At 72.9% G+C, this 24,032-nt stretch carries 18 protein-coding genes and 1 riboswitch; of the genes, 7 read left to right on the top strand and 11 right to left on the bottom strand.

Going from position 1 to position 24,032, the window contains the following annotated elements; translation table 11 throughout:
- Window positions 1–91 precede the first annotated feature (91 nt).
- Window positions 92–2,563, bottom strand: coding sequence for a DNA helicase PcrA (gene pcrA / locus DDW44_RS18440; protein WP_108907100.1), 2,472 nt, complete (start codon window positions 2,561–2,563; stop codon window positions 92–94).
- Between the two features lie 210 nt (window positions 2,564–2,773).
- Window positions 2,774–2,942: riboswitch (cyclic di-AMP (ydaO/yuaA leader) on the top strand.
- Here pcrA and DDW44_RS18435 point away from each other — a divergent pair.
- On the top strand, window positions 2,941–4,245 hold the full coding sequence (locus DDW44_RS18435) for a C40 family peptidase (RefSeq protein ID WP_208647976.1): 1,305 nt from the start codon (window positions 2,941–2,943) through the stop codon (window positions 4,243–4,245). It overlaps the preceding riboswitch by 2 nt.
- A 493-nt stretch (window positions 4,246–4,738) precedes the next feature.
- Here the strand turns inward: DDW44_RS18435 and DDW44_RS18430 are convergent, their stop codons facing one another.
- Window positions 4,739–5,092: a hypothetical protein gene (locus DDW44_RS18430; protein ID WP_017946524.1), complete on the bottom strand. Its 354-nt coding sequence runs from the start codon at window positions 5,090–5,092 to the stop codon at window positions 4,739–4,741.
- A gap of 251 nt (window positions 5,093–5,343) precedes the next feature.
- On the opposite strand from DDW44_RS18430, the gene DDW44_RS18425 reads away from it, so the two are divergent.
- Entirely contained in the window at window positions 5,344–6,393 is a 1,050-nt protein-coding gene (locus tag DDW44_RS18425; protein ID WP_108908871.1) for a C40 family peptidase, read from the top strand.
- Between the two features lie 144 nt (window positions 6,394–6,537).
- On the opposite strand, the gene DDW44_RS18420 is transcribed toward DDW44_RS18425, so the two are convergent.
- Both DDW44_RS18420 and DDW44_RS18415 read right to left on the bottom strand, forming a co-directional pair.
- On the bottom strand, window positions 6,538–7,233 hold the full coding sequence (locus DDW44_RS18420; RefSeq protein WP_017946526.1) for a LuxR C-terminal-related transcriptional regulator: 696 nt from the start codon (window positions 7,231–7,233) through the stop codon (window positions 6,538–6,540).
- Window positions 7,230–8,504: an ATP-binding protein gene (locus DDW44_RS18415; protein WP_108907099.1), complete on the bottom strand. Its 1,275-nt coding sequence runs from the start codon at window positions 8,502–8,504 to the stop codon at window positions 7,230–7,232. Before DDW44_RS18415 ends, DDW44_RS18420 begins: the two co-directional genes overlap by 4 nt.
- A 410-nt stretch (window positions 8,505–8,914) precedes the next feature.
- Between DDW44_RS18415 and DDW44_RS18410 the strand changes: the two genes are divergently transcribed.
- Entirely contained in the window at window positions 8,915–10,213 is a 1,299-nt protein-coding gene (locus DDW44_RS18410; RefSeq protein ID WP_108907098.1) for a PspC domain-containing protein, read from the top strand.
- A complete protein-coding gene (locus DDW44_RS18405) occupies window positions 10,200–10,463 on the top strand; it encodes a hypothetical protein (protein WP_027731820.1) in 264 nt (87 codons plus the stop codon). The genes DDW44_RS18410 and DDW44_RS18405 overlap by 14 nt, the downstream gene beginning before the upstream one ends.
- Here DDW44_RS18405 and DDW44_RS18400 read toward each other — a convergent pair.
- Together DDW44_RS18400 and DDW44_RS18395 are read right to left on the bottom strand one after the other, a co-directional pair.
- Window positions 10,370–10,888, bottom strand: a complete 519-nt coding sequence (locus tag DDW44_RS18400) for a DoxX family membrane protein (protein WP_027731821.1) — start codon at window positions 10,886–10,888, stop codon at window positions 10,370–10,372. The two genes, DDW44_RS18405 and DDW44_RS18400, sit on opposite strands and share 94 nt — an antisense overlap.
- 89 nt (window positions 10,889–10,977) lie before the next feature.
- Window positions 10,978–12,192 carry a hypothetical protein gene (locus DDW44_RS18395; protein WP_108907097.1) on the bottom strand — a complete coding sequence of 405 codons (1,215 nt, stop codon included), beginning with the start codon at window positions 12,190–12,192 and terminating at the stop codon, window positions 10,978–10,980.
- Between the two features lie 394 nt (window positions 12,193–12,586).
- Between DDW44_RS18395 and DDW44_RS18390 the strand changes: the two genes are divergently transcribed.
- Window positions 12,587–13,030, top strand: coding sequence for a cupin domain-containing protein (locus DDW44_RS18390; RefSeq protein ID WP_018889297.1), 444 nt, complete (start codon window positions 12,587–12,589; stop codon window positions 13,028–13,030).
- 61 nt (window positions 13,031–13,091) lie between these two features.
- On the opposite strand, the gene DDW44_RS18385 is transcribed toward DDW44_RS18390, so the two are convergent.
- Window positions 13,092–13,673, bottom strand: a complete 582-nt coding sequence (locus DDW44_RS18385) for a Uma2 family endonuclease (RefSeq protein WP_108907096.1) — start codon at window positions 13,671–13,673, stop codon at window positions 13,092–13,094.
- A gap of 164 nt (window positions 13,674–13,837) precedes the next feature.
- Window positions 13,838–15,454 (bottom strand): glutamine-hydrolyzing GMP synthase, encoded by a 1,617-nt coding sequence (gene guaA / locus DDW44_RS18380; protein ID WP_206307273.1) that lies wholly within the window; start codon window positions 15,452–15,454, stop codon window positions 13,838–13,840.
- Between the two features lie 305 nt (window positions 15,455–15,759).
- Between guaA and DDW44_RS18375 the strand changes: the two genes are divergently transcribed.
- The gene (locus tag DDW44_RS18375; protein WP_017946534.1) at window positions 15,760–16,092 is read left to right on the top strand and encodes a chorismate mutase; all 333 of its coding nucleotides are present in this window, start codon (window positions 15,760–15,762) and stop codon (window positions 16,090–16,092) included.
- 900 nt (window positions 16,093–16,992) lie between these two features.
- Window positions 16,993–18,084: an LPXTG cell wall anchor domain-containing protein gene (locus DDW44_RS18370; protein WP_167455509.1), complete on the top strand. Its 1,092-nt coding sequence runs from the start codon at window positions 16,993–16,995 to the stop codon at window positions 18,082–18,084.
- Between the two features lie 198 nt (window positions 18,085–18,282).
- Here the strand turns inward: DDW44_RS18370 and DDW44_RS18365 are convergent, their stop codons facing one another.
- The 3 genes from DDW44_RS18365 to DDW44_RS18355 all read right to left on the bottom strand — a co-directional run bounded on the left by DDW44_RS18365 (window position 18,283) and on the right by DDW44_RS18355 (window position 23,891).
- Complete coding sequence (locus DDW44_RS18365; RefSeq protein ID WP_108907093.1) at window positions 18,283–20,316, bottom strand: GMC family oxidoreductase; 2,034 nt, start codon at window positions 20,314–20,316, stop codon at window positions 18,283–18,285.
- Window positions 20,317–20,353: 37 nt separating this feature from the next.
- Complete coding sequence (locus DDW44_RS18360; RefSeq protein WP_108907092.1) at window positions 20,354–21,982, bottom strand: succinic semialdehyde dehydrogenase; 1,629 nt, start codon at window positions 21,980–21,982, stop codon at window positions 20,354–20,356.
- 295 nt (window positions 21,983–22,277) lie between these two features.
- The gene (locus tag DDW44_RS18355; protein WP_108907091.1) at window positions 22,278–23,891 is read right to left on the bottom strand and encodes a serine/threonine-protein kinase; all 1,614 of its coding nucleotides are present in this window, start codon (window positions 23,889–23,891) and stop codon (window positions 22,278–22,280) included.
- Window positions 23,892–24,032 lie beyond the last annotated feature (141 nt).

Here is a 24,032-nt window from a genome sequence, read left to right as displayed (position 1 = left end):
CACGCACCTCAGCCTGACCGGACCGCCCGGCACCTACCTCATGCACGCACCCGGGCCCCGCGAAGGGGCCCGGCCCCCGGTCTCCACGCCGTCAGAGCTTCTCCACCGGCGCGTACCGCAGCAGCAGCCGCTTCGGCTTGGCGTCGCCGAAGTCGATCGTCGCCTGGGCGTCGCCACCCGAGCCCGTCACCGCCATCACCGTCCCCAGCCCGAACTGGTCGTGGGTGACCCGGTCCCCGACGGCCAGGGCGATCACCGGCTTGTCCGTCGTCCGCCGGGTCGCGAAGCCCGAGGGGCCGGAGCGGGACCGGGACGACGACAGCGCCGAGGCGACGCCGGACGCCGGACCGGCGGGCGCCGCCATCCGCCCCGTCCGCTTCCACTCCAGGTGCGCGTCCGGAATCTCCTCCAGGAAGCGCGAGGGCGGGTTGTAGGCGGGCTGGCCCCAGGCGCTGCGCATCGAGGAACGCGTCAGGTAGAGGCGCTCGCGGGCGCGGGTGATCCCCACGTACGCCAGGCGGCGCTCCTCCTCCAGTTCCTTGGTCTGGCCGAGCGCCCGCATGTGCGGGAAGACGCCGTCCTCCATGCCGGTGAGGAACACGACGGGGAACTCCAGGCCCTTCGCGGTGTGCAGCGTCATCAGCGTGATGACGCCGCTGCCCTCCTCGTCCTCGTCGGGGATCTGGTCGGAGTCGGCGACGAGGGCGACCTGCTCCAGGAACTCGGCCAGCGTGCCCGAACCCTCCTCGGCACCGCGCTCCTGCTCGAACTCCAGGGCCACCGCCGCGAGTTCCTGGAGGTTCTCGATACGGGTCTCGTCCTGGGGGTCGGTGGACGCCTGCAGTTCGGCGAGATAGCCGGTCCGCTCCAGCACGGCTTCCAGCACCACCGCGGGACCGGCGCCCGAGTCGACGACCGTGCGCAGCTCCTCCATGAGCGTGTTGAAGCGCTTCACGGCGTTGGCGGAGCGGGCGGCCATCCCGTACGCCTCGTCGACGCGGCGCAGTGCCTGCGGGAAGGTGATCCTCTCGCGCAGGGCGAGGGCGTCGATCATCGCCTCGGCGCGCTCGCCGATGCCGCGCTTCGGCACGTTCAGGATGCGCCGCAGCGGGACGTTGTCCTCGGGGTTGGCGAGGACCCGCAGGTACGCCAGGACGTCCCGGACCTCCTTGCGCTCGTAGAAGCGCACACCGCCGACGACCTTGTAGGGCAGGCCGACGCGGATGAAGATCTCCTCGAAGACACGGGACTGCGCGTTGGTCCGGTAGAAGACCGCCACATCGCCGGCCTTGGCCTCGCCCGCGTCCGTCAGCCGGTCGATCTCGTCGGCGACGAACTGGGCCTCGTCGTGCTCGGTGTCCGCGACATAGCCGGTGATCCGCGCTCCGGCGCCGGCGTTCGTCCACAGGTTCTTGGGACGGCGGCTCTCGTTGCGCTCGATCACGGCGTTGGCCGCGGAGAGGATCGTCTGGGACGAGCGGTAGTTCTGCTCGAGCAGGATCGTGGTCGCATCCGGGTAGTCCTCCTCGAACTGGAGGATGTTGCGGATGGTGGCGCCGCGGAAGGCGTAGATCGACTGGTCGGCGTCGCCCACCACGCACAGCTCGGCGGGGTCGAGGTCGTCGTACCCCGTGCCGACCAGCTCGCGCACGAGCGTGTACTGGGCGTGGTTGGTGTCCTGGTACTCGTCGACCAGGACGTGGCGGAACCGGCGCCGGTAGTGCTCGGCGACGTCCGGGAACGCCTGCAGCAGATGGACCGTGGTCATGATGATGTCGTCGAAGTCCAGCGCGTTGGCCTCGCGCAGCCGGGCCTGGTACATGCGGTACGCCTCGGCCAGGGTCTTCTCGAAACCTCCCCCGGAGCCCTCGGCCTGGGCGCCCCCCGCCTCGGCGGCGAAGGCCTCCTCGTCGATCAGCTCGTTCTTCAGGTTCGAGATCTTGGCGCTGAACGCCTTCGGCGGGTAGCGCTTCGGGTCGAGGTCCAGGTCACGGCAGACCAGTGCCATCAGCCGCTTGGAGTCGGCGGCGTCGTAGATCGAGAAGGACGACGTGAAGCCGAGCTTCTTGCTCTCCCGGCGCAGTATGCGGACACAGGCGCTGTGGAACGTGGAGACCCACATGGCGCGGGCGCGCGGGCCGACGAGCTGCTCGACGCGCTCCTTCATCTCGCCCGCGGCCTTGTTGGTGAACGTGATCGCCAGTATCTGGCCGGGGTGGACCTCGCGGGTCGCCAGCAGGTGGGCGATCCGGTGGGTCAGCACCCGGGTCTTGCCGGAGCCGGCGCCGGCGACGATGAGCAGCGGCGACCCCGTGTGGACGACGGCGGCACGCTGCTGCTCGTTGAGCCCGCTCAGCAGGGCGGCCGGGTCGATGACGGGGCGCGGGGCGCCGTCCCGGTAGTAGGCGTCACCGGGCGGAGGCGCGTCGAACCTGCCCTCGAAGAGGTCGTGCGGGACCTCCTCCGCGGGAAGGTGCTCGTGGTCCTCCGGCGGCGGGGGCTCATCGGGGGCCGGGGTCCGCCGGAGGTCCGCCAGGAAACTGTCGTCAAAGAGGCTGCTCATCGCTCTCCGAGTCTAGGCGGCCCCACCGACAGTCCGCCGCCGCCTTCAGGGGAATCACTACCGGACACCTCCGGTCATGAGACGGACACACAGCGCCAAGGTCACGGAAATGTATCGGGCATATCGGCCACTCTCCTTCACAGCAGCACCACACTTTGGCTAGCGTGCTCGCCCAGGCAGCCCGTACCCCCTTCGGCGAACCACGCCAGCCGGGCAGCCGCGCCGAATCCGTGCCCCTCGCAGGGGAGTTCGGAACCGGGGACCCACTCACGAAGCACAACCGGGGTGAATCGGGCCGGTCTTCACCCGGCCCGTAGGGCAGCCTTCCGTTCCGTCCGAACCCGACAGCTAACCCGGTAGGCGTCGCACGGAAGGAGATGCCGGCCTTGGCGTCGCACCGCAAGCCGCGCAGCCGCACACGTACGAACACACCTGCCGTCGGGTTCACGACGGCCGCCATCGCGGGGGTCTCGCTCCTCTCGGCCCAGAACGCGACCGCCGGACCGAAGCCCACCGTCGAGGAAGTCCAGAAGAAGATCGACGACCTCTACCGGCAGGCGGGTTCGTCGACCCGGGAGTACAACAGGGCGAAGGAGCCCACCGAGCAGCGGCGCCGCACGGCGGCCCGGGCCCTCGACGGGGCCGCCCAGCGCACGGAGGAATCCGGCGAGTCGCGGCGCGCCCTCGGCGGCCACACACCGGCCCGATACCCCACCGGCGACGCCGCCCGGACCGCCGCGCTGCTCCTCGCCGACGGCCCGCGGCCCCACGCCGACCAGACGCACCAGACGCACCAAACGGACCTGGCGGGCCTGACACACCAGACGGGCGGCCTGGCGGACCAGACGGACCAGACGGACCAGTGGCGCCCGACGGAGCAGAGGGACCGGCTGACCGGGCAGCAGCGCAGCGCCGTCACCGCGTACGAGACCCAGCGGGCCGAGTCGGCCGGGCAGCGCTCCCGGGCCACCGGGGGCCTCGATGCACACGCGGACGCCACGGACGCCACGGACCCGCAGGAGTCGCTGCGCGCCAGGAAGCAGGCCGTCCAGAGGAAGCTCGCCCAGGCGAAGGAGCTGCTGTCGCAACTGACCGCCGAGGAGCGGGCACGGCTCGCCGACCTCGAGCGCCAGAAGGAGCAGCAGGCCCGCCGGAAGGCGGAGGCCAGGGCGGAGGCCAGGGCGGAGGCCGAGGCGATGGCCGGGACGGAGGCCGAGGCCGGGCGGCAGCTCCGGGAGCGTGGGGGGCAGGCGCGGGAAGCGGCGGGCAGGAACGCGGACGCCGCCGGGGCGGGTGGGGGCACGGGTTCCGGAACGGCCGGCGGCACCTACGCCGCCAAGGCCGAGCGGGTGCTGTCCTTCGCGCGCGCCCAGATCGGGAAGCCGTACGTCCGGGGCGCGACCGGCCCGAGCTCGTACGACGGCTCGGGGCTCACCCAGGCCGCCTGGCGCGCGGCGGGCGTCGACCTGCCCCGCACCACCTGGGACCAGGTGCAGTCCGGGCAGAGCGTGGCCACGGCCGAGCTGCTCCCCGGTGACCTGGTCTTCTTCTACGAAGACATCAGCCATGTCGGGATCTACGCAGGCGAGGGCATGATGATCCACGCCCCCGAGCCGGGCGCCAACGTCCGCGAGGAGTCGATCTACTACATACCGGTTCACGGGAGCGTCCGCCCCGCGTAGCGGTGGCGCGCCCCTCAACGCCCTGCCCAACCGGCAGAACGCCACGTCCGCCCCGCGTAGCGGTGACGCGCCGGAGGCCCGGCACCGCCGCAGTCACGCCGCGGGGGGCCTCCGAGAGCGGACGTCGCGGCGTGCGTGCAACGTGTCGGAGGGGGTCCTGAGGTGCCGCCGGGGGGGACCCGGGCTGCTCCCTCCGGACGGAGGCTCCGGGATCGCTCAGGTCCGGGCGGTCCGCGCGCCGCGGGTCCGGTGGGGACGCCTCCCGCGGTCCGGTGGAAACGCCCCGGAGCGCCCGCGTTCCGCCGCCTGCCCGGCGGGATCACTCCCGTCCGCCGGGGACCCCCGCGACCTCAGGACCCCTCCCGTACACGGAAGTCCCTCACGCACAGGGAAGTTCCTCCCGTACACGGAAGTCCCTCACGCACAGGGAAGTCCCTCACGTACAGGGGCGTCCCTCATGTCTCGGGAAGTCCTCAGGCAGAACGAGCGTCCCTCACGTCCACAGCGTCGCGATGAGGACGTTCGCCAGGGTCAGGCCGCCGACGGCCCCGAACACCCGCCGGTCCACGGCCTCCTCGTCCCGCTTGACGTAGACCAGGGCCAGGATCACCACCAGCACGACCAGCTTGACACCGACCTTGAGGTTGTTCACCGGCTGGTCGTCCGCCTGGTTCAGGCCCACCAGTGCCACGCCCGTCACCAGCATGGTGAGCGCGCCGTGCAGCATCCCCGGGGTGAAGCGCGCCGTCCCCTCCCCCATCGCCTTCATCTGCGTCAGGAAGCCGCCGAGCAGCGCCGCGATACCGATGATGTGCAGGGCGACGAAGACATTGATGAGTACGTCCATGGCACCGGAGCCTAGCCCTACGGTCGCAAGCGAACTCCGGCGGTCCCTCTGCCGCCAATTCCGGTCATGACGCCCCTTCTCCGCGCCCCGGAGGCTTAGCGTCCTCCCCCAGGTGGCGGGTTGCACCGCCGTCCGTACCCGGACGGCCGCTCCGGCCACCCCCGCCGGAAGAGCCGGTGGTGGACCGCTCCCCCTGTACGGTCCGCCACCGGTACCCGCACCGGCGGGCCCCGACGGAAGGACTGGCCCTCGTGGCAGCGCACCGCAAGCCCAGGCAGCGCACGCTTCCCGGCACCGCCGCACGCTTCTCCGCCACCCTCGCACTCGCCGGCGCGGCCACCGCCACCGCCTTCGAGGGCGCCGGGCACGCCGCACCGGCCCCCGCTCCGGACGACGTACGGGCCGGGGCCGACCGCCTGTACCGGGAGGCGGAGGAGGCGACCGAGAAGTACAACGGGGCGAAGGAGAAGGCCGACAGGGCACGCAGGGAGGCCGAGGAACTCCGCGACGAGGCCGCCCGGCGCACGGAGCGCCTGAACGCCTCCCGCAACGCGCTGGGTTCCTTCGCGACGGCCCAGTACCGGGCGGGCGGCCTCGACCCCGCCCTACGGCTCGTCCTGGACTCCGACCCCTCCCGGTACCTCGCCGGTGCCGAACTGACCGAACGGGTCGGGGACCGCCAGGCCGCCACCGTCGCCGCGGTGCACCGGCAGATGAGGGAGCTCGAGCAGGTGCGGGCCGAGGCCGGTGAACGGCTCGCCGTGCTGGAGGAGCAACGGACACGAGTGGAGCGGCACCGCGCGGCGGTACGGGAGAAGCTGGCCGCGGCCGAGGCCCTGCTGGCCCGGCTGAGCGCCGAGGAGCGCGCCGCCTACGCCGGCCGGGGTGACGTCCCCGCGGAACGTGCGGACCGCGACGCCCTCCGCGGCGCTCCCGCCGTCGCCGCACCCAACCCCCGGGCCGCACAGGCGGTCGCCTACGCCTACGGAGCGCTCGGCAAGCCGTACGTCTGGGGCGCCACGGGGCCGTCCGCCTTCGACTGCTCGGGGCTGACCCAGGCCGCCTGGCGCTCCGCCGGGGTCGCGCTGCCCCGTACCACGTACACCCAGATCAACGCCGGACAGCGGGTGTCCAGGTCCCAGCTGGCGCCGGGGGACCTGGTGTTCTTCTACTCCGGCGTCTCGCACGTGGGGCTCTACATCGGCGGCGGCCGGATGATCCACGCCCCTCGTCCGGGAGCGCCCGTGCGGATCGCCCCCATCGACCAGATGCCGTACGCCGGAGCGACCCGGGTCGCCTAGGGGCCGGCCTCCCGCACCGCCGTCTCGTCGTACACCCGAAGCCCGGCGCGCCCGTCGACGGCGCGCGCCCGTCGGCGCCCCGCCGCCCCGCCGCCCCACCAGGCCGCCGTGCTCCCGGGCCGCCGTGCTCCCGGGCCGCCGGGCTCAGACCAGCCGGCGTGCCGTCGCCCAGCGCGTCAGCTCGTGACGGTTCGACAGCTGAAGCTTCCTCAGCACCGCCGACACATGCGACTCCACCGTCTTCACCGAGATGAAGAGCTGCTTGGCGATCTCCTTGTACGCGTAGCCGCGGGCGATCAGCCGCAGCACCTCGCGCTCCCGCTGGGTGAGCCGGTCCAGGTCCTCGTCCACCGGAGGAGCGTCCGTGGAGGCGAAGGCGTCGAGGACGAATCCGGCCAGCCGCGGCGAGAACACCGCGTCCCCCTCCTGGACCCGGAAGATCGAGTCGACCAGATCGGCACCGGTGATCGTCTTCGTCACATAGCCGCGGGCGCCGCCGCGGATCACCCCGATGACGTCCTCGGCGGCGTCCGACACGGACAGCGCCAGGAAGCGGACCGGGTGCTCGGCGGCCGCCACCAGTCCGGCGCACCGACGCAGCACCTCCACGCCCCCGCCACCGGGCAGATGCACGTCGAGCAGCACCACCTCGGGCCGGGTCGCCGTGATCACGGTGACGGCCTGGTCGACGTCGGCGGCCTCGCCGACGACCTCCACGCCCGTCTCCTCGGTCCTGCCGATCTCGGCCTGCACCCCCGCGCGGAACATCCGGTGGTCGTCGACGAGGACGACCCTCACCCGGCGCTCCGTCCCGTCGGCTGCGTCGGTCTGCTCGGTCATCCGTCCGCCCTCTCCATCTCCAGCTCCACTTCGGTGCCCTCGCCGGGCACCGACCGCAGCCGCGCCGTCCCTCCGTTGCGCTGCATACGGCCGACGATCGATTCTCGTACGCCCATGCGGTCCTCCGGTACCGCGTCGGGGTCGAAGCCCGGACCCCGGTCGCGCACCGAGACGAACACCGAACGGCCCTCGACCTCCGCGTACACCTGCACGGGACCTCCCTGGCCACCGTACTTCGCGGCGTTGACCATCGCTTCGCGCGCGGCCTGCAACTGCGCCGTGAGCCGCTCGTCGAGCGGGCAGTCCCCGACGACCACCACCTCCAGCGGGACGCCGTGCTTGTCCTCCACCTCCGCGGCGGCCCGCTTCACCGCGTCGGCCAGCGTGGCGGGCTCCTCGGCCTCGTCCTTGCCGGTGCCCTCCGGCCGGTACAGCCAGTTGCGCAGCTCACGCTCCTGGGCACGGGCGAGCCGGCGCACCTCGCCGGCGTCCTCCGCGTTGCGCTGGATCAGGGTGAGGGTGTGCAGAACGGAGTCGTGGACATGGGCGGCGACCTCGGCACGCTCCTGGGCACGAATACGCATCAGGCGCTCCTCGGAGAGGTCCTGGGTCATCCGCACCAGCCACGGGCCGGCCAGCAGGGCGACGCCGACGATCACGGCGAGGGCGGCGGTCAGCACGTTGCCGAGCTGCGCCGCGGAGCCCCGGACGACCACGAAGACGGTGAGGCCCGTGCCGACGAGCGCGACGCCCGCCAGTCCGCGCGCGAGCTGCAGCAGCCTGCGGCGCCGGCCGTCGCCGGTCCACTGCGCCCGGCGGGCGTTGTCCGCCTGCCGCCACACCAGCACCACACCGGCGCCCGTCAGCAGCACCGGCCAGACATAGCGGTTCGCGGGGCCGCCGAGGTCGGTGTTGGCGACGAACGCGACGGCGCCGATCAGCAGGGCGACGAGCGCGAAGAGCTGCCCCCTGTCGGGCTTGCGCAGCCGCCGTCTGCCGTCCGGGGCGGTCTCGAAGACCGGTCTGGGCTCGGCCGACCTGCCCCCGACGCCGAGCGGCACGGCGATCCAGAACACCGCGTACAGCAGCGCGCCGAGGCCGTCCGCCATGAAGAGCCCGAGGAAGACGAGCCGGACCCAGATCACCGGCAGGCCCAGATGCCCCGCGAGGCCGCGCGCCACACCGCCCAGCCACCGGCCCTCCGCGCTGCGGTACAGCCTGCGGACGGCGGGCTCTTCGGTCTCTGGCGGGCGGGCGGCGGCGACGGGCATGCCCCGATGGTCACACGGGCCCGGTGGCGGGGGCATCAGGGCCGTCCCTGAGAGAGACCCTGAGCACCGGGGTCCCGGCGGCCCCGGCCCCCGCCCCGACCCGCCCTGTTCCGCCCTGTTCCGGCCTGTTCCGGTTTGCCCTGGCCTGTCCCGGCCTGCCACCGGGCGGACGGTGCCGCGTCGTGGACGCAAGAGCCCTGTCGTGGACGGACGGCGCCCCGTCGTGGACGGAGGCCCCGCGTCGTGGACGGACGGACCACGGCACCGGCGCACGGACCGCGCCGCCGCCGCACGGACCGCCCAGCCGGCGAGCGGGCCGCGCCGCCGCCGCACCCCTGGGGTGCGATATCAGGGAAGGGCCAGGGTCGGGACCGCTGCCGCGCGCGGCGGCGGCCCGTCACCATGGAGGCATGACCCAGCCGACCGCCCCGCCGACCGCGCCGCCGCCGGAACACCGGTTGCCGCCCGCGCTGCTGCGCCGGACCGCGCGGCACAAGGTCGCCGGCGGCGTCTGCGGCGGGCTCGGCCGGTACTGCGACGTCGACCCGGTGATCTTCCGTATCGCCATGGGCGTGCTGTCGGTGACCGGCGGCATCGGCCTGATCTTCTACGGCTTCGCGTGGCTGCTCATCCCGCTGGAGGGCGAGGAGGAGAACGAGGCACGGCGCGCCCTGTCCGGCCGGGTCGACGGGGCCGCCCTGGTGGCCGTGCTGCTGGCGCTGCTCGGCTGCGGGCTGTTCCTGTCGATGCTGGGCAACGACGGGACGCTCGCGTTCTCGGCACTGCTGTCGCTCGCCGTCGCGGGCGCCGCCGTGTGGTCGCGGCGGCGTACCACGGCCGCCCCGGAGGGCGGGCCGCCGGAAGGGGTGAGCGCGCACGCCGTGGCGGAGGCCCCGCCGGAGACCACGGCACCCCCGACGCCCGGCAGCCCCTCCTGGTGGCGCGACCCGATCGTCAAGGACGGCACCACCGGGCCGGTGGCGACCGGCTACCTGTGGGGCCCACCGGACGCGTCGCCGGGCGCCCCGCCGCTCCCCAGGAGCCGGTGGGCCGCCCCCGCCGCACCCCGGCCCCAGGGCCCGCGCGGCATCGCCGGGATCGTCTTCCTGCTGGCCCTGGCCGCGGGCGGTCTGGGCACCGGGCTGTCCTGGGAGTCACAGCCGCTCGGCACCAGTCTGCAGATCGGGCTGGCCTGCGCGCTGGCCGTGTTCGGGCTCGGTCTGGTGGCCGGCAGTCTCCTCGGCCGGATCGGCGGCGGCACGATCCTGCTGTCCCTGGTCACCGCCGGGCTGCTGGCCGGTGCCTCGGTACTGCCCGAGGAGATCGGCACCCGGTGGGTACGGACGGAGTGGCGGCCCGCGACGGCCGCCGCCGTCGCGCCGCGGTACGAGCTGGGCTCGGGCACGGCCACGCTCGACCTCAGCCGGGTGGCCGTGCCGCCGCGGCGGACGGTGAGCACCACCGCGGAGGTCGGTGCCGGCCGGCTGCGGGTGGTGGTGCCCGCTGACGCCACCGTGCGGATCCGGGCGCGCGCGGCGGTCGGTGACATCCGGCTGCCGGGCGATCCGGTGCGCGAAGTGGACGTCGCCCCGGACAGGGACCGTACGCATACGCTCGCTCCGCCCGCCGGTGCGGAGCCGGCCGGCACGCTCGACCTCGATCTGGCGGTCGCGCTCGGACAGCTGGAGGTCACCCGTGCTGCGTCATGAGTTCCGCCCGGGCAGGCTGATCGCGGGCGCCGCGGTCCTGGCGACCGCCGCGGCCTACCTGGGTGACGCGACCGGGGCCTGGCGGATTCCGTGGTTCACCGCCCTGCCGGTGATGTCCGGCGGCCTGGCCCTGGCCGCGGTCGCCACCTTCGTCGGCTACCGGCTCCGCCGGCGCCGTTCCGCGATGGCCGCGTCCAGCGAGAACACGGCGGCGCCGGCGAGCACCAGCGGCAGCCAGGCGACCAGGTAGGCCAGGTCGTTCCCGTAGTAGTACGGCTCGGTCTGCCAGCTGACGGTCAGCCACAGGCTCAGCGAGATCAGCGCACCGCCGAGGGCGGCCAGCCGCGCGAGGAGTCCCAGCAGGGTGCCGAGGCCGACGGCCAGTTCACCGAAGGCCATCGCGTAACCGAAGCCCTCGGGGCTCTTCAGGGCCATGTCCACGAGCGCGGGGACGGCGGAGCTGTTCCGCACGGTGCTCATCAGCTCGCCGATCGAGCCGGTCCCGGTCGCGGAGAGGAACGCGCTGTCGAAGAGCTTGTCCAGCCCCGCGTAGATGAAGGTCACTCCGAGGAACAGCCGCAGCGGCAGCAGCGAGAACCGCGCCGCGCGCTCCTTCCAGTCGGTGCTCACGTCGTCGGACGCGTACGTCGCCGTCGTCCGGTACACATGCGTCATCGTCGCCTCCGTGTCTCACCCGGCTGGGACGATTGTCCCCACGTCCCGTCCTCGTGAATACGGGGGCGACGGCCGTACGGCTCAGCCGGTCAGTCGACGACGTCGACGGTCACCCGGTTCGACTCGGCGCCCGCCGCCGTCACGACCTGCACCTCGACCCTGCCGGGCTCGACCTCGGCCGGCACCGGAACCGTGATGCTCGTATCACTGGGGCTGGTGAATCCGCCGGGGACCGGGACCAGCGGCACATGGACGTGGACCGCGCCGATCCGGACGGTCATCAGGGCCAGCCGGTCGGGGCTCCCGGCACCGGGGGGCACGAACCCGGCGCCCCTGATCTCGATGTCGTCCCCGATGCGGACGGGGCCGTCGAGGCCGCCGGGCTCCCGGGCACGGACCACGGACAGGACGACCGGGCGGCCGCCCTCCGCGTACTTCCCGGCGAGGTAGACCGCCGCGGACACCAGGACCAGCGCCGTCAGGCCCCAGGGCAGCTCCGGCAGCCGGTCGGGCCGGCGGGCGAGCAGCACGATCGCGCACACCAGGGCGGCTGCGCCGACCAGCACGTACTGCGCGTCCGGGAAGCTGCCGCGGCCGGCGTCGTCGCAGACCAGGTCCGCGGGGCGGGGCCGGTCCGCCTCCACCTTCTGCAGCCGCTGGGTGATGATGCGCACGGTGACCACCCGGCGTACCACCACCGCGATCAGGCAGACGGCAGCCACGACGGTGAGCAGTCCGGTGCCCTGGGCGAGGCCGAGTCCGGCGGGCGCGGACGCGGCGAGCCGGAAGGCCATGAACAGCACGGCGTAGGCGGCGAACAGCGTCCACACCGCGGCCACGGCCCGAGAGGTCGACAGCCGGTTGTCCTCGCCGACCAGCGGTGCGAGCAGCCCGCCGTGCGCCCGGTGCAGCCGGGCCGCCGCCGTGAGCAGCCCGGCGAGGCAGGCCGCGGCGGCGAGTCCCGCGGTGCGCGCCACGGTCCAGCCGGAGTCGATCGCGGTCACGGCCTGGGCCAGGAGCAGCAGCACGACCACGCCCCACAGCACCAGCAGGGTGCGCCGCCAGATCCGGGTGAGCCAGGACTCGCCCGCGGCCCGGCTGCGCTCGGCGACGGCCCGGGCCGACTCGGTCAGCTCGTCGGAGATCCATTGGCGGGTCCCGCCCGCGGACGAGGCGACCTGGGCGGGCAGCCCCCGCCCCCCGGCGAGCTCGTCGCGTCTGGCCAGGAACCGGGCGACGGCCCTCCGGTGTCCCTCACGTCTGCCGTGCGGGCAGTCGCCGCAGGTGCAGCCACCGCCGTGCATGCTCTGTCCCGCTTCCTGCACCGCCACGGCGACGCACCCTTCCCCGGCAGGCGGCTTCGGCAACCACCCCGCAATTCAAAGGAATTGTGCCGTACTGGTGGGGCTGCGCACGCACCGGTAACCCGATGGGAGGGTGATTTGCGCACGATCGAATTGACGTACGACGACATGAGTTCGGGCCCGGCCGGGGAGGTCCCCCGCCTTGCGGGCCGGTCGTCGCCCGTATGCGCCGGGGTGCGGCCGATCCGTTCACCGGGGGCGCCGCCGGGCCGTTCACCGGTGCCGGCGCGGAAGGCCCCTCCGGAGGTGCGCCGGCCGGCCGTCCGCGGCGCGCTACCGGCTCGGGTCCCGGGAGTTCCGCGGAACTCCGCGGAACTCCGGGAACAATGGGCCCATGACGCAACCGGCTTCCCCACTCGTCGAGCTGCTCGGCCTGGAACCGCACGTCGAGGGCGGATGGTTCCGCGAGACGTGGCGTACGGAGGGCTCGACCACCCCGCCCGGCTATCCCGGCGAGCGCGCCTACGCCACCGGGATCTACTTCCTGCTCCACCCGGGCGAACGCTCCCGCCCGCACCGGGTCCGCTCCGACGAGGTGTGGCTCTGGCACCGCGGCGGGCCGCTCCGGCTGTGTCTGGCCGGCACCGGAGAGGCGCCGGACGGCTCCGCCACGACCCTGGTCCTGGGCCCCGGCGTCGAGTCCGGCGAACGGCCCCAGCTCCTGGTCCCGGCGGGCACCTGGCAGTCCGCCGAACCGGCGGGCGACGAGCCGGTCCTGGTGAGCTGCGTGGTGTCGCCGGGGTTCCACTACGAGGACTTCACGCTGGAGGAGGGGTGAGGGGCGGGCGCGTGGCTCCGCCGTGACGGCCGGGTGCCTGGCTCCGCCGTGACGGCCGGACTCAGAAGCGGTCGATGCCCGCGAGATCGATGTCGATGCCGAAGGGGACGGAGACCTTGAGCCGGTCGCGGAACGTGCCGCCCGGCACATAGACCCGCGCCTCCTCGTCGAGTTCGAAGGCATGCACCACCGGCCGCTCGTCGGCGGCCATGTCGACGCGCCAGAAGTACGGGATGCCCGCGCCCGCGTACTTGTGCGGCTTGGTGTCGGTGTCGCGCGCCTCGGAGTCCGGCGAGACCACCTCGACCGCCAGCAGCACGTCCCTGACCTGGAAGTAGGTCTGCTCCCGGCTCCGCGCGGCGGCGGCACGGACCACCGAGACATCCGGCTCGGGGCCGTTGCGCTTGTCGAGCACTACGGTCATCTCCCGGCGGACCTTCAACTCGGGCGGCGCCGTGCTCCGCAGACCCTGCACCAGCAGGTCGACCGCGAGGCTGTGGAAGTAGCGCTGCGGACTCACGAAGACCAGGCTCCCGTCGATCAGCTCGGTGTGCGGCGGGAGATCTGGCAGGGTGAGCAGGTCCTCCACGGTGTAGCCCTCATGCGGTGGCACCGGCCAGTGGTGCGAGATCTCTGCGCTCATGAGTGCTCCCATGGACGTGAGTCTGGTGCGTACGATCAGACCACCCAGCGGGAAAGCCGAAGCCGCCGCTCAAACGAATGAGCGACGGCGTCGGCATTGACTCGCGGGAGGTCGGCTCGCGGGAGATCGGCTCGCGCAGGACCGACTCGCGGAGGGTGGTCAGATCACTCCCACTCGATGGTGCCCGGCGGCTTCGACGTCACATCGAGGACGACGCGGTTGACGTCGGCGACCTCGTTGGTGATGCGGGTCGAGATCTTCGCCAGCACGTCGTACGGCATGCGCGTCCAGTCCGCCGTCATCGCGTCCTCGGACGACACCGGGCGGAGCACGATCGGGTGGCCGTAGGTGCGGCCGTCGCCCTGCACTCCGACGGAGCGGACGTCGGCGAGCAGCACCACCGGGCACTGCCAGATGTCGCGGTCCAGACCGGCGGCGGTCAGCTCCTCGCGGGCGATGGCGTCGGCCTCGCGCAGCAGGTCCAGCCGCTCCTTGGTGACCTCGCCGACGATACGGATGCCGAGGCCCGGGCCCGGGAAGGGCTGGCGCTGGACGATCTCCTCCGGCAGGCCCAGCTCCTGGCCGACCATCCGGACCTCGTCCTTGAACAGCTTCCGCAGCGGCTCGATCAGCTCGAACTCGAGGTCCTCGGGCAGGCCGCCGACGTTGTGGTGCGACTTGATGTTCGCGGTGCCCGTACCGCCGCCGGACTCCACCACGTCCGGGTAGAGGGTGCCCTGGACGAGGAACTGCACCGGCTGCTCGCCGTGTTCACCCGCCTCGGCGACGATCTCGGCCTGCGCCTGCTCGAAGACCCGGATGAACTCCCGGCCGATGATCTTCCGCTTCTCCTCGGGGTCGGAGATCCCGGCGAGCGCGTCGAGGAAGCGCTGCTCGGCGTCGACGACCTTCAGCGAGACGCCGGTCGCGGCGACGAAGTCCTTCTCGACCTGCTCGGTCTCGCCCTTGCGCATCAGACCGTGGTCGACGTAGACGCAGGTCAGCTGGGAGCCGATGGCCTTCTGCACCAGCGCGGCCGCGACGGCGGAGTCGACGCCGCCGGACAGACCGCAGATGGCGCGCTTGTCGCCGACCTGCTCGCGGATCGCGGCGACCTGCTCCTCGATGACATTGCCGGTCGTCCAGGTCGGCTCGATGCCGGCACCGCGGTAGAGGAAGTGCTCCAGCACCTGCTGGCCGTAGGTGGAGTGCATCACCTCGGGGTGGTGCTGGACGCCGTAGAGCTTCTTCTCGTCGTTCTCGAACGCGGCCACGGGCACGACGGCCGTGGAGGCCGTGACGGTGAAGCCCTCGGGGGCGGCGGAGCAGGCGTCGCCGTGCGACATCCAGACCTGCTGCTCGGCCGGGGTGCCCTCGAAGAGGGTGGAACCGGCCTTGCTGACGTGCAGGTCGGTGCGGCCGTACTCACGGGCGCCGGAGTTGTCGACGGTGCCGCCGAGCGTCTGCGCCATCAGCTGGAACCCGTAGCACATGCCGAACACGGGGACGCCGGCCTCGAAGAGCGCGCGATCCAGGCGCGGAGCACCCTCCGCGTACACGGAGGACGGGCCGCCGGAGAGGATGATCGCCGCGGGCCTCCTGGCCAGCATCTCCTGCACCGGCATGGTGGACGGGACGATCTCGCTGTAGACCCGCGCCTCACGGACGCGGCGGGCGATGAGCTGGGCGTACTGCGCGCCGAAGTCGACAACGAGGACCACGTCCGGAGTCGTGTCCGGGTTGGTGACGTCGGGCGCGGCAGCGGGGGACGCTGATGACACTACGGCGGCCTTCCGGCGGTGGGAGGAGGGGGCTCTGTGAGTCGATTCTACCGGCGCCGGACAGCACTCCCCGTCTCACCATCCGGGCCCGCGTTGGCCCCGCCGGGGCGGGAGGGCCATACTTCCCCCATGCGCAAGCACACGACCTTCGTCTTTACCTATGGCACCCGGCCCGCCGGCTGCCATGGTCGTGCCGCTTGAGCAACTGACAAGCGACTTCCCAGGCGCCCCGGGCCGGCAAGGCCCGGGGCGTCCTGTCGTTTCCGGGTCCGGCCGTTCCGGGGCCCGCACCCCGAGGAGCCCCTGTGCCCGCCACCGACACCGCAGCCCGTATCGACACCGGCGCCCGCATCGACACCGCGGCCCGTCCCGACACCGGCGCCCGCACCGACGACGCCGCGGACCTGATCACCAGTGCCCGTGAGCGCATCGACGCCCTCGACGACCGGATCATCGGGTTGATCCAGGAACGGACGGCCGTCTCGGCCGTCATCCAGGAGGCCCGGATCACGTCCGGCGGCCGCCGGGTGAACCTCTCCCGCGAGATGGAGGTGCTCGGCCACTACCGGGACGCGCTGGGCAAGCCGGGGACGGCACTGGCCATGACGCTGCTGGAGTTGTGCCGAGGCCGCGTCTGAGCCGAGGCCGCGTCCGAGGGCGTGCGCGCACCGGACGGCGCGCCCGCCTCCGCGCCCTGCGCGCGCACCGTGCCTCGGACCGGGCCTCGCACCGGGGCCTCGGACCGGGCCGTGTCGGGTGTGGCGGTCGACCGTGTCGGGTGTGGCGGTCGACCGTGCCGGGTGTGGCGGTCCGGACCGTGCCGCCGCCGCGGACACCCGCCGCGTTCGATGCGTACATCCGTACGGGCACGCTCTCACCCGTACGGCCCGTGACCGGTCCCGGAGCGCTTCGTTGGTACCGGTGTCCGTGCCAGCCAGGGGCGGGCCCCGAAGGAAAGAACCACGCGTGGCTCCGCCGGGGCGTGTGGCGTACCGCAGGTACGTCGTGGGACCTCGCCCCGGCGCGCGTGACCGGTCGGCAGGGGACAGCAGCCCGGTCACCCCAAGGCGGCCGGTTCCGGGGACGCCCGGAACCGGCCGCATCCGGCCGCATCCAGCCGCGCTCAGGGGCATCCGGCCGAAGCGAGGGTGCGGGCGTGCGACCACTCGCCCGCCACGAACCGGCCCCCTCCCGGGCCCCTTCCCGGACCGCACCACGGCACAGCGCCGCGCAGCCCCCCGCCGCGGGAGCGCGCCCCGGGCCGCCCCACCCACCGTGGTTCCGCGCCCACTCCCCCGCTCCGGTGCCCTCTCGGCAGGAGCTCCCGGCCCCGCCGAACCCGCCCTCTGCGCCACAAACCCACCCCGCGGCAATGTGCTGGGCGTCACATAAATTCTGTGTGAGTTCCCGTGCAACCAATTGCAGTGGCCACAGGTCATGTATGCGGAACCAATGGCCACACCCGTACCCCCATAGCCGGGAGGGCCCCCAGACTCCGTGCCGCGTCACGCGGCACGCCGGACTTCACTGAGGTCTTAATGAAGCTTCGCCGCGCTGTGGCCGTCGCTGCCGCGACCGCTGTCATAGCCCCTGCCGCCTTCCTGGCGGCGCCGGCCGCGTACGCAACGACGGGTGGCACCACCAGCACGACGTCCGGCTCCAGCGGTGAGTCGGAGACCTCGAACGCGGACGAGACCCCCGTCACGCCGGAGACCCCGGCGGGCGAGACCGCGGCCGAGGAAACCCCGGCCGAGGAGACCAAGCCGGGCGAGGAGACCAAGCCGGGCGACGACACCAAGCCGGCGGACGACTCCAAGCAGGCCGAGGAGACCAAGCCGGGCGAGGAGACCAAGCCGGGCGACGGCACCAAGCCCGCCGAGGAGACCAAGCCGGGCGACGAAGAGGACCCCGAAGAGGAGTACTACGAGGAGTGCCCGGTCGACGACGAGGGCAACGACCTCGACAACCGGCTGGAGCTGGAGGTCAAGGGCCTGCCCGGCAAGATCGTCGCGGGCAGCGGCTGGCACGAGTTCTCGCTGCGCGCCACCAACAACTCCGACAAGGCCCTCGGCACCGTCGGATGGGCGCTCTTCGTCGACAACTTCTCGGAGAGCGAGAACGAGAAGGACTGGCTGGGCACCTACGCCCAGGTCCAGTTCAAGGACGAGAACGGCAAGTGGGACCAGATGCCGGCGGAGTTCGGCAACGGCGGCTACCTGGGTGAGACCGAGCTCGACGCCAAGGCCTTCGTGGACCTGCAGCTGCGCCTGAACATCTCGTCGAAGGCGCCGGCCGGCGACGCCTACTCGGTCGGCTTCGGCGGCTACGTGGACGCCGAGACGGACTGCGTGCACAGCACCTTCTCCGACTGGTTCTTCACCGTCCTGTCCCCGGGCACCGACAACGAGAAGCCGGGTGAGGCCAAGCCGGGCGACGGCAAGGACAAGGACCCCAAGCCGAACCCGAAGCCCCAGGGCGGGCTCAAGGAGATCCCCGTCACCGGCAGCCTCGCCGAGACCGGCTCCTCCTCCGCGCTCCCGGCCATCGGCATCGCCGGCGGTGTCGCCCTGGTCGCCGGTGCCGGTGTCGTCTTCGCGATGAAGCGCCGCAAGGGCGACGCCACCGCGTAACACACCGCGACAAGCAAGAGAGGCGCTGCACTCGGAGGGGGGTGCAGCGCCTCTCTCATGTCCGGGGCGGCTCCGGTCCGGGATCCCCGGCCGGGCGCGGGAGGACTCCGGCCGGGATCCCCGGCCGGGTACGGGAGGACTCCGGCCGGGATCCCCGCCGGTTCAGGAGGACTCCGGCCGGGGAGATCCCTCGCCGTTTCAGGAGGACTTCGGCGGGACCGTCGGCACACCGAGGAAGGGGAGGTTCAAAGCCCCGAAGGCGTCCGCGGGAACGGCCGGGGCCTTGGGCGCGACCGGGGCCAGGCGTTCGTAGCCGGCGCCCTGCACGGGGCGGAGGTCCTGCTCGCCCTTGTTGGGCCAGAACGACATCGCTCGCTCCGCCTGGGCCGTGATCGTCAGGGACGGGTTCACTCCGAGGTTGGCGGACACCGCGGCCCCGTCGACGACCGATATGCCCGGGTGCCCGTACAGGCGGTGGTACGGATCGATGACGCCGGTCTCCGCCGAGGCCCCGATGGGGCAGCCGCCGAGGAAGTGGGCGGTGAGCGGGGTGCCGACGAGTTCGCCGATGTTGGATCCGGCGAAGCCGTTGATCTCCTCGGCGAGGAGCGTCGCGGCGCGGGTGGCCTCGGGTATCTGGCCGGGGTTAGGGGCTCCATGACCCTGACGTGCCGTCAGCAGACCCTTGCCGACACCACTGGGCTTGCGGTACGTCGTCAGCGAGTTGTCCAGGGACTGCATCACCAGGCCGATGATGGTCCGCTCCGACCAGCGGCGGTTGGACAGGGCCCGGACGGTGCGCAACGGGTGGCGGGCGCAGTTGGCGAACCAGGCCAGGACGCGCCGCGAACTGTACGGGACCTGGAGGACGGTCATCCCGCCCATCGCGTTGGAGCCCTTGCCGTAGCGGACCGGCTCGATGTGGGTGCTGGCGTCCGGGTGGATCGAGGACGTGATGGCGACGCCCCGGGTGAAGTCCACCCTGTCCTTGCCGTGGCGCTTGCGGTAGCGCCGGTCGTCGGTCTGGGCGCCGACGATGGCCTCGGAGTTGGTGCGGGTCAGCTCGCCGAGCCGGGCGGAGATCCGCGGCAGCAGCCCGTCGTCCCTCATCCGGTGCAGCAGGGTCTGGGTGCCGTACGTGCCGGCGGCGACGACGACCCGGCGGGCCGTGAACGTGCGGCCCGCGCCCCTGCGCCGGTTGTCGCTGGGCACGGTCCCGACCGCGAAGCCGCCCCGGGAGTCCTCGCGCACGGAGACCACCGACGTCATGGGGTGGATGACGGCACCCGCCCTCTCGGCGAGGTGGAGGTAGTTCTCGTTCAGGGTGTTCTTGGCTCCGTGGCGGCAGCCCGTCATGCACTCGCCGCACTCCGTGCAGGCGCGACGCGAGGGCCCGGCGCCGCCGAAGTACGGGTCGGGGACCTCGGCCCCGGGCTCGGCCTTCGCCGTACCGGTGCCGTCGTCGCCCGCGGCGTCCCTGCCGTCGCCGAAGAAGACGCCGACCGGCGCCATGTGGAAGGTGTCGCCGACGCCCATCGCCTGCGCCGTGGCCTTCAGATGGACGTCCGACGGGGTCATGGTCGGGTTGAGCCGTACCCCGAGCATCCGCTTGGCCTGGTCGTAGTAGGGCCTCAGTTCCTCCTGCCAGTCCGTGATGTCCTTCCACTGCGGGTCGTTGAAGAACGGCGCGGGCGGCACGTAGAGGGTGTTGGCGTAGTTGAGGGACCCGCCGCCGACTCCCGCTCCGGCGAGCACCATCACATTGCCCAGCAGATGGATGCGCTGGATGCCGAAGAGGCCGAGGGCCGGGGCCCAGAGGTAGTTGCGCAGGTCCCAGGAGTTCTTGGGGAGGGTCTCCCGGGTGAAGCGGCGGCCCGCCTCCAGGACGCCGACGCGGTAGCCCTTCTCGGTGAGACGCAGCGCGGAGACCGATCCGCCGAAGCCCGAGCCGACGACGACCACGTCGTAGTCGTACGCGGAGTCGTCGTACGCGGAATCCGCGGCGTGCGCGGAATCCGTGGCGTGGGCGAAGTCCTTGCCGTGGGCGGGATCCGTGCCGTGGGCGGAATCCGTGCCGCGGGCGGAATCCGTGCCGCGGGCGGAATCCGTGCCGCGGGCGGAATCCGTGCCGCGGGCGGAATCCGTGCCGCGGGCGGAATCCGTGCCGCGGGCGGAATCCGTGTCACGCTCGGCCTGGTCACCCGGAACCCGGGCAGGGAAGTCCTCGGACATGGCTCTCCTCGTGGAAAACGTGCGGGTGCCGGGAGCGCTAGCGCAGCCGCAGGGCCTTCATCACCTTCAGGGACGTGCTCATGAACGCCGCGTACTTCTCGTCGTCCATACCGAAGGACGGGGCGAGCGGGATCAGCCGCTGCTGTGCCACGGTCTGGGCCTCGGTGTACTTGAGGATGCCCTCGGAGCCGTGCCGCCGGCTCAGCCCGGAGTCCTTCATGCCGCCCATCGGCGACTGCACACTGCCGTAGGCGGGGGCGTAGCCCTCGTTGATGTTGACGGTGCCGGTGCGCAGCCGGGCGGCGACCGCGTGGCCGCGCTTGCCGTCCCTGGTCCAGACACTGGAGTTGAGGCCGTACGGCGTGGCGTTGGCCTGCTCGATGACGTCGTCCTCGTCGGTGAACCGGTAGATGGACACCACCGGTCCGAACGTCTCCTCGGTGCAGACGGACATCGGCGCCTCCACCCCGTCGAGGATGGTCGGCTCGTAGAACAGCGGGCCGACGTCGGTGCGGTGGACGCCGCCCGCGACGAGCCTGGCGCCCTTGGCGACGGCCTCCTCGACGTGTCGCTTGACCGTCTCCAGCTGGCGCTCGCCCACCAGGGAGCCCATGTCCGCGCCGTAGGCGAGGGCGCTGCCCAGCCGCATGGCCTTCGTGCGGGCCGCGAAGCGCTCCACGAACGCGTCGGCTACCGACTCGTGCACATACAGCCGCTCGATGGAGATGCAGAGCTGCCCGGCCGAGGAGAAGCAGGCCCGGACGGCGCCCGCCGCGGCCTTGTCGACGTCGGCGTCGTGCAGCACCAGCATCGCGTTCTTCCCGCCGAGTTCGAGGGAGACGCCGACGAGACGGGCGGCGGCGCCCTGCGCGACCTCGCGGCCGGTGCGGGTGGAGCCCGTGAACGAGACGTAGTCGGCGTGCCGTACGACCTCGGGGCCGACGACCGGGCCGTCGCCGAGGACGACCTGGAAGACGTCCGCCGGGAGCCCTGCCTCGACGAGCAGGTCACGGGCCCAGAGTGCGGTCAGCGCGGTCTCGGTGTCGGGCTTCATCACGACGGCGTTGCCGGAGACGAACGCGGGCAGCGCGTCGCCGACCGACAGCTCCAGCGGGTAGTTCCAGGGGGCGATCTGGCCCACGACCCCCCGCGGCTGGCGCAGCTCGGTGGTCTTGGTGAGGACGGGGACCACGCCGGTGTGCCGCCTGGGCCTCAGGTACGAGGGCGCTTTCCGGCCGTAGTGGCGGGCGGCGACGGCGACGGCCAGGACCTCCTCGTGGGCGTGCAGCCTGGCCTTGCCCGTCTCCAGCTGGATGAGGTCGAGCACCTCGGCCTGGCGTTCCAGGACCAGGTCGTGGAAGCGCAGCAGCACGGCGGCGCGGGCGCGCGGGGAGGTCGCGGCCCAGACGGGCTGGGCGGCCCGGGCGCGGGCGAAGGCCTCGGCCACGTCCTCGGGGGTGGACTCGGGCAGGTCCGCCAGCTTCTCACCGGTGAACGGGGTGTGGTTGGCGGTACGGCCGGAGCCGACGACGCCCCGGGTGAGCTGGGCGACCACCTCGGGTGTGACCACGTCGGCGGCGGTGCGCGCGCCGGCCGGGGCGGCGGCGGTGGGGTTGGTGCCGAGGGCGCCGGTGTGCGGGGCGGCGGGGGCCTGCGAGTCCGTCATGGGGGCGAGAGTATGACGCAATCAAGGCTTTGGGTACCCGTCAGTAACAGCTTTTCGCCAGGCCCTCACATTGCGCCAGTGATCGCTGGCAGATAAGCCCTGATCAGGGGCTTGTGACGGGCCGCGCCGTCACCGGGGCCGCAATCACGGGCTCTGCGTGCTCCTCCCACCGGGAGCGGTCGGCGATCCCGCCCGGCCCCTTCCACGCCTCCGCCGGGGGAAGGCGGAGGATCCCCGCCGGGCCTTTCCGGCCTCCCGCCCGCGGGGGCGGTGCACCGGCCGCGGCAGGGCCGGATCACCCGGTAGTGGGCTGGAAGCTCTGCACCATCCTGTCGAAGCGCTGCCGGGTCGTCGTCCACTCCTCGGCCGGGCTGGACATGTAGAGCGCGTACTCGGTGCCGTCGTCGCCGAAGTAGACCTGGTCGATGGCGCGCCGCTCACCCGCGTTGTCCTTGGTCTCGGTCCAGGTGAACTCCCACAGGGCGGACTTCTCCCGGTCCCGGAAGGCGTTCTGGTCGAGCCTCAGCCGCCGGTACTCGGGCAGCCGCTTCTTGACGGTCTTCTCGACGTCGAGCATGTGGAGGTACGGGTTCTCGAAGTCGGGCGTCCGGTCGATGCTGATGCGGATGAGCCGGCGGCCGCCGTCGGGTGTGTAGTCGATCTGGTCGCCGGCCCGCTGGCGGGACCAGCCCGCCGGTACCAGCAGGCTGAAGCCCTCCGGGTCCCGCACCCGCTGCCACTGCTGCCCGTCCCCGGGCCCCGCCGCCGTGCCCGGGGTGCCGGTCGGGGTGCCGGTCGGGGTGCCGGAGGCGGTGGGCGACTTGGCGGCGCCGGTACCGGGGCTTCCGCCGCCGCTGCCGTACCGCAGGGCGAGGAATCCGGCGGCGGCACCGGTCACGCCCGCGAGGACGGCCACGACGACCACCCGGCGCCAGGCACCGGAACGTTTCGGCGCGGGTACCCCGGGCCCCGGGGACGACATGGGCCCGGTCAGCAGTGCGGTCGGCACGGGCCGCTCCGCGGGATCGGCGGTCCGTGCCGGTACGAACGCCTGCGCCGCCCTGGGCCGCCGGCCCTCCATCACCTCCCGCAGCATCCGTTCGAGCTCGTCGGCGGGCGGGCGCTGCTCGGGCTCCTTGCGGAGCAGCGCCGCGATGACCGGCTCCAGCGCTCCCGCGTGCCGCGGTGGCGGATGCTCCTCCGTCACCACCGCCTGCATCGTGGACAGCGGGGACGTGCACCGGAACGGCGACCTCCCCTCGACCGCCGCGTAGAGGGTGGCGCCCAGGGACCACAGGTCCGAGGCGGGACCGGGATCGCCTCCGCGGACCCGCTCGGGGGCCAGGTAGTCGATGGAGCCGACGAGTTCCCCGGTCCTGGTGATGGTGGCGTCGCCCTCGATCGCGGCGATCCCGAAGTCGGTGAGGAGAACCCGCCCGTCCGAGGCGAGCAGCACATTGCCGGGCTTGACGTCCCGGTGCAGCACACCGGCGGCGTGCGCGGCACGCAGCGCGCCGAGGACGTGCAGCCCGATCCGGGCGGCCTCGGCCGGCTCGACCCGGCCGGACTCCGCGGTCGAGTCGGCGAGTGACGGGCCGTCGACGTACTGCATCACGATCCACGGACGGCCGTCGTACTCCAGTACGTCGTGCACGGTGACGACGCCGGGGTGGCTGATCCGGGCGGCCGCGCGGGCCTCCTTCTGGGTACGCGCGTGCAGCACCCTGCGGTCGGCCTCGGACACGTACAGACCGGCGGTCAGTTCCTTGACGGCGACGGTCCGGTGGAGGACCTCGTCCTGCGCGCGCCAGACCTTGCCCATGCCTCCGCGGCCGATGCTCTCGGTCAGCCGGTACCGGCCCGCCAGCAGAAGTCCCGCTGCCGTCCCCGCGCTCTGTGCCTGTTCCACGTGCTCCGCCCCGTTTCTTGGATTCCCAGGTTACGGAGGGGAGGTACGTGTACGGAACCAGGGGCGCCTCAGCAACTCGCACCGTGATGCGGTGGTTGCGGCGCGCGGTCGGGAAGGCCGCAGCGGCGGCGACGCACCGGA

The sequence above is a fragment of the Streptomyces tirandamycinicus genome, from assembly GCF_003097515.1.
GTDB classification, from domain to species: domain Bacteria; phylum Actinomycetota; class Actinomycetes; order Streptomycetales; family Streptomycetaceae; genus Streptomyces; species Streptomyces tirandamycinicus.
The sequence above is the reverse complement of the archived record's forward strand: the minus strand, read 5'-3'. Positions and strand labels throughout refer to the sequence as shown.

Excerpts from the sequence above, each read along its gene's own strand:
- DDW44_RS18415 (WP_108907099.1), bottom strand. The coding sequence starts at position 8,504 with ATGCCCGTCGCCGCCGCCCGCCCGCCAGAGACCGAAGAGCCCGCCGTC.
- DDW44_RS18385 (WP_108907096.1), bottom strand. The coding sequence starts at position 13,673 with ATGAGCGCAGAGATCTCGCACCACTGGCCGGTGCCACCGCATGAGGGC.
- DDW44_RS18395 (WP_108907097.1), bottom strand. The coding sequence starts at position 12,192 with ATGCACGGCGGTGGCTGCACCTGCGGCGACTGCCCGCACGGCAGACGT.
- DDW44_RS18390 (WP_018889297.1), top strand. The coding sequence starts at position 12,587 with ATGACGCAACCGGCTTCCCCACTCGTCGAGCTGCTCGGCCTGGAACCG.
- DDW44_RS18370 (WP_167455509.1), top strand. The coding sequence starts at position 16,993 with ATGAAGCTTCGCCGCGCTGTGGCCGTCGCTGCCGCGACCGCTGTCATA.
- pcrA (WP_108907100.1), bottom strand. The coding sequence starts at position 2,563 with ATGAGCAGCCTCTTTGACGACAGTTTCCTGGCGGACCTCCGGCGGACC.
- DDW44_RS18420 (WP_017946526.1), bottom strand. The coding sequence starts at position 7,233 with ATGACCGAGCAGACCGACGCAGCCGACGGGACGGAGCGCCGGGTGAGG.
- DDW44_RS18435 (WP_208647976.1), top strand. The coding sequence starts at position 2,941 with ATGCCGGCCTTGGCGTCGCACCGCAAGCCGCGCAGCCGCACACGTACG.
- DDW44_RS18365 (WP_108907093.1), bottom strand. The coding sequence starts at position 20,316 with ATGTCCGAGGACTTCCCTGCCCGGGTTCCGGGTGACCAGGCCGAGCGT.
- DDW44_RS18360 (WP_108907092.1), bottom strand. The coding sequence starts at position 21,982 with ATGACGGACTCGCAGGCCCCCGCCGCCCCGCACACCGGCGCCCTCGGC.
- DDW44_RS18400 (WP_027731821.1), bottom strand. The coding sequence starts at position 10,888 with ATGACGCATGTGTACCGGACGACGGCGACGTACGCGTCCGACGACGTG.
- DDW44_RS18410 (WP_108907098.1), top strand. The coding sequence starts at position 8,915 with ATGACCCAGCCGACCGCCCCGCCGACCGCGCCGCCGCCGGAACACCGG.
- DDW44_RS18430 (WP_017946524.1), bottom strand. The coding sequence starts at position 5,092 with ATGGACGTACTCATCAATGTCTTCGTCGCCCTGCACATCATCGGTATC.